Here is a 6098-nt window from a genome sequence, read left to right on the forward strand (position 1 = left end):
AAACAGCAGGATATGGCTAAGTATGAAAATCACAGGCTGTATGCTGCTCTTCTTGTGTATGCAGGTTTCTGGTGCCGGATTTGCCCAGCAGAAGATTACCTTAAAAGCTAAGGGGACAAGTGTTAAAGTCTTGCTCAAAGCGATAGAAAAGCAAACAGAGTATCGTTTTGTGTACAGCAATAATACCGAAGCCATCAATAACAAGACTTCACTGGATGTGAGAGAGGTTTCGCTAGAGGAGGCACTGGGCCAGATCTTGAAGGATACCAGGCTTACGTATAGTTTAAAGGAAAGCAACCTCGTGGTCATTTATCCAACAGTGAATCAGGAGAAAAAAGATGCGGTGATCACCGGAAAAGTAGTAGACGAAACCGGCCTGCCTTTGCCTGGAGTTTCGGTAAAAGTTTCCGGCTCTGCTGTGGCCGTGGCTACAGATGTAAATGGTCAATATTCCATACGTGTAGCCGATGCGGCGGCGAGTCTGGAATTTTCTTTTATTGGCTATACCCGACAGGTACAACAAATTGGGGGCAGAAAGGTGATTGATGTGATCCTTAAAACCGACAGTCAAAGCCTGCAGGAAGTAACGGTGACCGGATATACCAATTACAAGAAGGAACAATCGGCTTCTTCTTCTTCCCTGGTTACAGGAAAAGAAATGAGTCAGGTGCCTTTATCTACCTTTGATCAGATTTTGCAGGGCCGGGTACCTGGCTTACAGGTGTCTTCTGGTTCCGGGCAGCCCGGTACAAGTGCTACGGTGATCTTAAGGGGGGTGGGTACCATTAATGGAACCACTTCTCCACTATATATTGTGGATGGGGTACCCATAGAAGCCGATTATTTTCAGACCTTAAATCCTTCTGATTTTGAATCCGTGACAGTTTTGAAAGATGCAACCTCTAAAGCGCAATATGGTTCTAAGGGCGCAAATGGTGTGATTGTCATCACAACTAAAAAGGGGAAATCCGGGAAAGTTCAGTTCAATTACAAGTCCCAGTACGGGATTTCCAAGCTGACCTCGCCAAAGTTTAACATGATGAATACCATGCAGCGCCTGCAGTTTGAAGAGGAAGTTGGCCGGGAAACAGGATCTGACATTGGACCAGGATGGACGTTTTCTAAGAACAATCCAGATTATGCCGGGAAAACAACGGCTGAAAAACAACGTGCCGATTTTATTCTGGACAGCATTGGTAAGATCAACACCAATTGGAAAGACATCTTTTTTCGCACCGGTAAATTCATGGAACAGCAGGTAGATGCCAGTGGTGGAAATGAAAATGTACGGTTTTACAGTTCCCTGAATTATTATAAACAAGATGGAATTGCCGTGAGATCAGGACTTCAGCGCTATTCTTTGAGAAATAACGTAGATTTTAATGCAGGTAAGTTTTCCGGAAGTATCAATACCAGTTTGGGGTATTCTGAGTCCAGCTTTATAGAACGGGAAGGCTCGAGCAGAGGTGTCAATCCTCTGGCGGCTCTTTTTTATGCATTGCCTTATGAAAATCCATATGCTTCAGACGGAACATTAGTACATTATGGAAATGAAGACCAGTACGAAATCTATGATCAGCGGGAAGGGAGTAATGCATTGGAAAGGATGTTGAACACCACAAGTAAGGACAACCAGTACAAAACCTTATTGAGTGCCTCTTTAAATTATAAGATCACTCCAGAGCTGACGGCGAAGACCAGGCTGGGAATAGATTTCAGAGAAACGACTACAGAAAATTCAGTTAATCCGGATTCCTATTCCGGATCGAACGAAAATGGGGAAAAGGGAAGTTTTGGAGAAGGCTTAATACGGAATTTTTCCATGATCTCTACCTCCGGATTAACTTATCAAAAAACAATAGACAAACACAATTTCGAACTGACAGCGCTCTATGAAATTACCAAACAACATTACCGTAATTTCGGCTACAAGGCATATGGTATAGATCCACGTTTACAGGGAACACCTGCTGGGGCCACTCCCGGGACGTCTGACAATAATTTTATCCCCGAATTTAACGGAGGTCGTACCAGAAATGCGTTGATCTCCTATATCGCTTTGGGAAGATATACCTTTGACGACCGGTATACTTTAAATGCCAGCTACCGCTATGACGGTTCTTCTACTTTACCTGCCAAAAACAGATGGCATGGATTTTATTCTCTGGGTGCAGCGTGGAATATGAAGAAAGAAAACTTCCTGGCTTCAAATGAGTTGATCAATGACTTGCGGTTCAGGATAAGTTACGGAACCACAGCCAGCCCTTTTCCTGGTAATTTCACGTACTTGTCTACCTATTCTACCACGACTTATGGAGGAAACAGCGGGATTTATCCTTATGCCTATGGAAATGCAAACTACGACTGGGAGTATGCTAAGGATTTTAACGCCGGCTTTGACCTGGATATCTGGAGCAACCGTATTCATTTGACCACAGATGTATACAGCAAGGTGACCAAGAACCTGTTCCTGGATCTTCCTGTATCCCTGACTTCGGGTGTGGATGTATTGAACCTGAATGCTGGTTCGATGCGCAACAGAGGGGTCGAAGTTGACTTTAAAGTAGATGTGATCCGCAATACGGATCTGAAATGGAATGTTGGCGTTAATTTCGCTTACAACCAAAACCGGGTAACCTCTCTGGGCGGATCGGAGGGTTTTGAACTGCACGATTCCGAATTTGTACAAGTAGGCTTGCCATTTGGTTCGCAATATGCGCCCAAATGGGGAGGTGTTGATCCTCAGACGGGAAATCCTTTATATTACACCAAGGAAGGTGTTAAAACAACTGATTACAACGCAACCACGATGAGTGTAGCTCAGTTTGGGTCGCTTTATCCGCCTTTTACCGGAGGCTTTAATACTATGCTAAATTATAAAGGACTTTCATTAACAGCCTTGTTCAGTTTCGCAAATCATGTGTACCGTTATAATAATGAAGATTATTACAATGAAAACCCAAGTTTTGCAACCAGTAACCAGTCGGTTAGAATGTTGTACGACAGGTGGGAAAAACCAGGTGATCAAGCCTTGTTGCCAAGATTTGATGCCAAAAGGAGCTTTTCATCAAAAGATATTCAGGATGCCTCTTATATCAGGCTCAGAAATGTAAACTTAAGTTATGCGTTTCCGAAATCCTTGCTTTCCCGTACTAAATTTATCAGTGGAGTGAGCATATTTGTTCAGGGTAGTAATTTGCTGACCTGGACAAAATGGAAGGGCTTTGATCCGGAGGATAGTAATGGCGAGGCCATGTTTGATTACCCGAATTCCAGAACATATACCCTTGGTTTAAATGTTAATTTCTAATCCTGCGATCATGTTAAACAATAATAAATTCTTTCTTTACACCGCACTTTTGATTGGTTTTGTGATGTCTTCCTGCAGTAAGGAGCTGGATATCCAGCCCACGGATACTATTGACGATGCCAAAGCTTATCAGACTGTAGCGGACTTGAACAGTGGCTTGCTGGGTGCTTATGCTTCACTTAATGGCACAACCATAACCAATGTATCTTTAACTTCCGATGAGTGTACCCTGCCTGGAGAAAACAGTACCGGTCGTGGTGTGGCCACTTACCGTTGGCAGTACGATGGCAGCAGCGGAACGATCACTGCAGGATGGGCATATGGTTATATCACTATAGATCGGGTTAACCGCGTTTTGAATTATGTGGATAAAGTGAGTTCTAAGGCCGCAGATGCGGGGATCAAGAACCAATACAAAGGAGAACTTCTGGCTTTACGGGCCTATAGCCATTTTGAATTGCTTCGGAATTTTGCCTCTAAATATGAAACTTCGGCAATGGGCGTTCCCTATATGGAAACCTCTGTGGTCTCTAAGCCTTCCAGATTGAGTTTTGGAGAAACAGTGGCCAAGATTAAGGCGGATCTGCTCGCTGCAAAATCACTGATTCCGCCCTCGTTTACAGACAATACAAGAATCACCTTGCAAGCCATTTCAGCCATTCAGGCACGTGTAGCCTTATATGAGAAAAACTGGGATGATGCTGTAAAATACAGTACAGAAGTGATTAATTCGGCTCCGCTTGCCAGCAGCGGCACGTTTACAGGTATCTGGACGGACGCGAACAATGACGAGGTGATCTGGAAACTTAAAAGGGTAGAAAGTGATTCGGAACGTCTGGGTGATTTTTATTATGATATTAAGAATATCGTTTTGTATGCGCCTGCTTTTGAACTGATCAATACCTATGACAAAACTAATGATGTACGTTACCGGGCCTATATCAAATTTGACAATACCCGTGGGGTTGGTAAATCCAATTATATGGTTAATAAATATCTTTCAGGCAGTTCTGGTCTGCCAAACTTAACAGATATTAAGTTGTACAGAACAGGGGAGATGTACCTGATCCGTGCAGAAGCTTATGCACAGAAAAATAGCCTTGATCTTGGGGCTGCCGATTTAAATGCTTTGCGTTCTGCTCGTATCGAGGGCTATACCGCGGTTAATTATTCGGATAAAACGGTTCTGCTGAATGCCATTTTACTGGAAAGGTATAAAGAACTCCCTTTTGAAGGGCACCGTTTCTTTGATTTGAGACGTAATAATTTGCCGGTGACCAGAGAGCCTGCCGACGCGACCAACGCGCTTGGTGCGGTGACTTTATCGCCAGGGACTAAAGAATATGTTTATCCAATCCCTAATGCAGAAATCAGGGCCAATTCCAATATGATCCAGAACCCATTGTATTAAACTAAAGAATATGAAATTGAAATTCGGTTATTGTTTTGCAGTACTACTGTTATGTGCGGGCCTGACTACTTATGCCCAACAAAAATATGTGATGGTGATCCATGGTGGCGCAGGCACGATCCTTAAAAAGAACATGACGCCCGAAAAAGAAGCCGCTTATACGGCTGCTTTGACCCTGGCGCTTCAAAAAGGCTATGAACAGATCAAAGCTGGCAAGACCAGTTTGGATGCAGTAGAAGCTGCAATTCATGTCTTAGAAGATTCTCCTTTGTTTAATGCAGGCAAAGGTGCCGTTTTTACACATGATGGCAGAAACGAAATGGATGCAGCGATCATGGATGGTAAAACCCTGATGGCTGGCGCGGTTGCTGGAGTTACCGTGATCCGGAATCCGATTAGCGCAGCAAGAGCAGTGATGGAAAAATCTGAACATGTGATGATGGTTGGCCCCGGAGCGGAAGCCTTTGCAAAACAAGCCGGACTGACGATTGTTGACCCTAAATATTTCTTTACTGAAGAGCGCTGGAAAGGATTGCAGGAAGCTATTAAAGAAGATTCTGCAAAAGCGGTACTCGATCATGGAAGCAAAAAATCTATGAAACTGGGAACCATCAACAGAGATTATAAATTTGGAACGGTAGGGGCTGTGGCACTTGACCATATGGGGAATCTGGCTGCGGGTACCTCTACCGGAGGAATGACGAATAAGAAGTATGGCCGGGTTGGAGATTCTCCGATCATTGGCGCCGGGACTTATGCCAATAACGAAACCGCAGGGATCTCCTGTACAGGCTGGGGAGAATTCTATATCCGCAACGTGGTTGCTCACGATATCTCAGCGATGATGGAGTATAAAAAAATGTCTGTATCAGATGCATCAAAGGCTGTGCTGGACAAAGTTGGGAAAATGGGAGGAGATGGTGGATTGATTGCTATGGACAGAAAGGGGAATGTAGCCATGCCATTTAATACTGAAGGAATGTACAGGGGAACAGTAACTGCAGAGGGTAAAATAGAAATCCAGATCTATAAATGAACAGACAGATGAGTTATAAAATTTTCAGGCCGTTTATCCTGGCCATGCTATTGTTGTTTGTTGGCGCAAAAGGCTGGGCTCAGTCTGGCGCTGCAGCTAAAGGTAATCTTTTTATAATAGGTGGTGGCCTTCGTTCGGCAGAACTGGTTCAAACCCTGATTAAAACAGCGGGGTTAAAGGAGAAGGACTATATCGTCGTGCTCCCTATGTCGAGCGGGGAGCCCGAAGCTTCTTTTAAATCTATTTCCAAACAGCTGTCTGCAGCCTCCGTTAATGCCATCGGTTGCCTCAATTTTGATGCCTCTACGGTCAATAATAAGCAGTGGCTGGATTCTTTAAAA

3 protein-coding genes and 1 pseudogene are annotated in these 6098 nt (G+C 44.0%); all 4 read left to right on the forward strand.

Annotated elements, in window-relative coordinates; translation table 11 throughout:
• Positions 1 to 3310 (forward strand): SusC/RagA family TonB-linked outer membrane protein (locus tag VNZ46_RS00910; protein ID WP_325558180.1); only part of this gene is annotated, 3310 nt, incomplete at its 5' end.
• A gap of 10 nt (positions 3311 to 3320) precedes the next feature.
• Positions 3321 to 4721, forward strand: coding sequence for a RagB/SusD family nutrient uptake outer membrane protein (locus VNZ46_RS00915; protein WP_325558181.1), 1401 nt, complete (start codon positions 3321 to 3323; stop codon positions 4719 to 4721).
• A 10-nt stretch (positions 4722 to 4731) separates the two neighbouring features.
• Positions 4732 to 5757, forward strand: a complete 1026-nt coding sequence (locus VNZ46_RS00920; RefSeq protein ID WP_325558182.1) for an isoaspartyl peptidase/L-asparaginase — start codon at positions 4732 to 4734, stop codon at positions 5755 to 5757.
• Between the two features lie 8 nt (positions 5758 to 5765).
• A pseudogene (locus tag VNZ46_RS00925) lies at positions 5766 to 6098 on the forward strand (hypothetical protein); the annotation flags it as partial.

This window comes from Pedobacter sp., from assembly GCF_035566355.1.
Taxonomy (GTDB): domain Bacteria; phylum Bacteroidota; class Bacteroidia; order Sphingobacteriales; family Sphingobacteriaceae; genus Pedobacter.

Bases quoted from the DNA above. Each gene is read 5' to 3' on its own strand.
- VNZ46_RS00915 (WP_325558181.1), top strand. From the start codon at position 3,321: ATGTTAAACAATAATAAATTCTTTCTTTACACCGCACTTTTGATTGGT.
- VNZ46_RS00920 (WP_325558182.1), top strand. From the start codon at position 4,732: ATGAAATTGAAATTCGGTTATTGTTTTGCAGTACTACTGTTATGTGCG.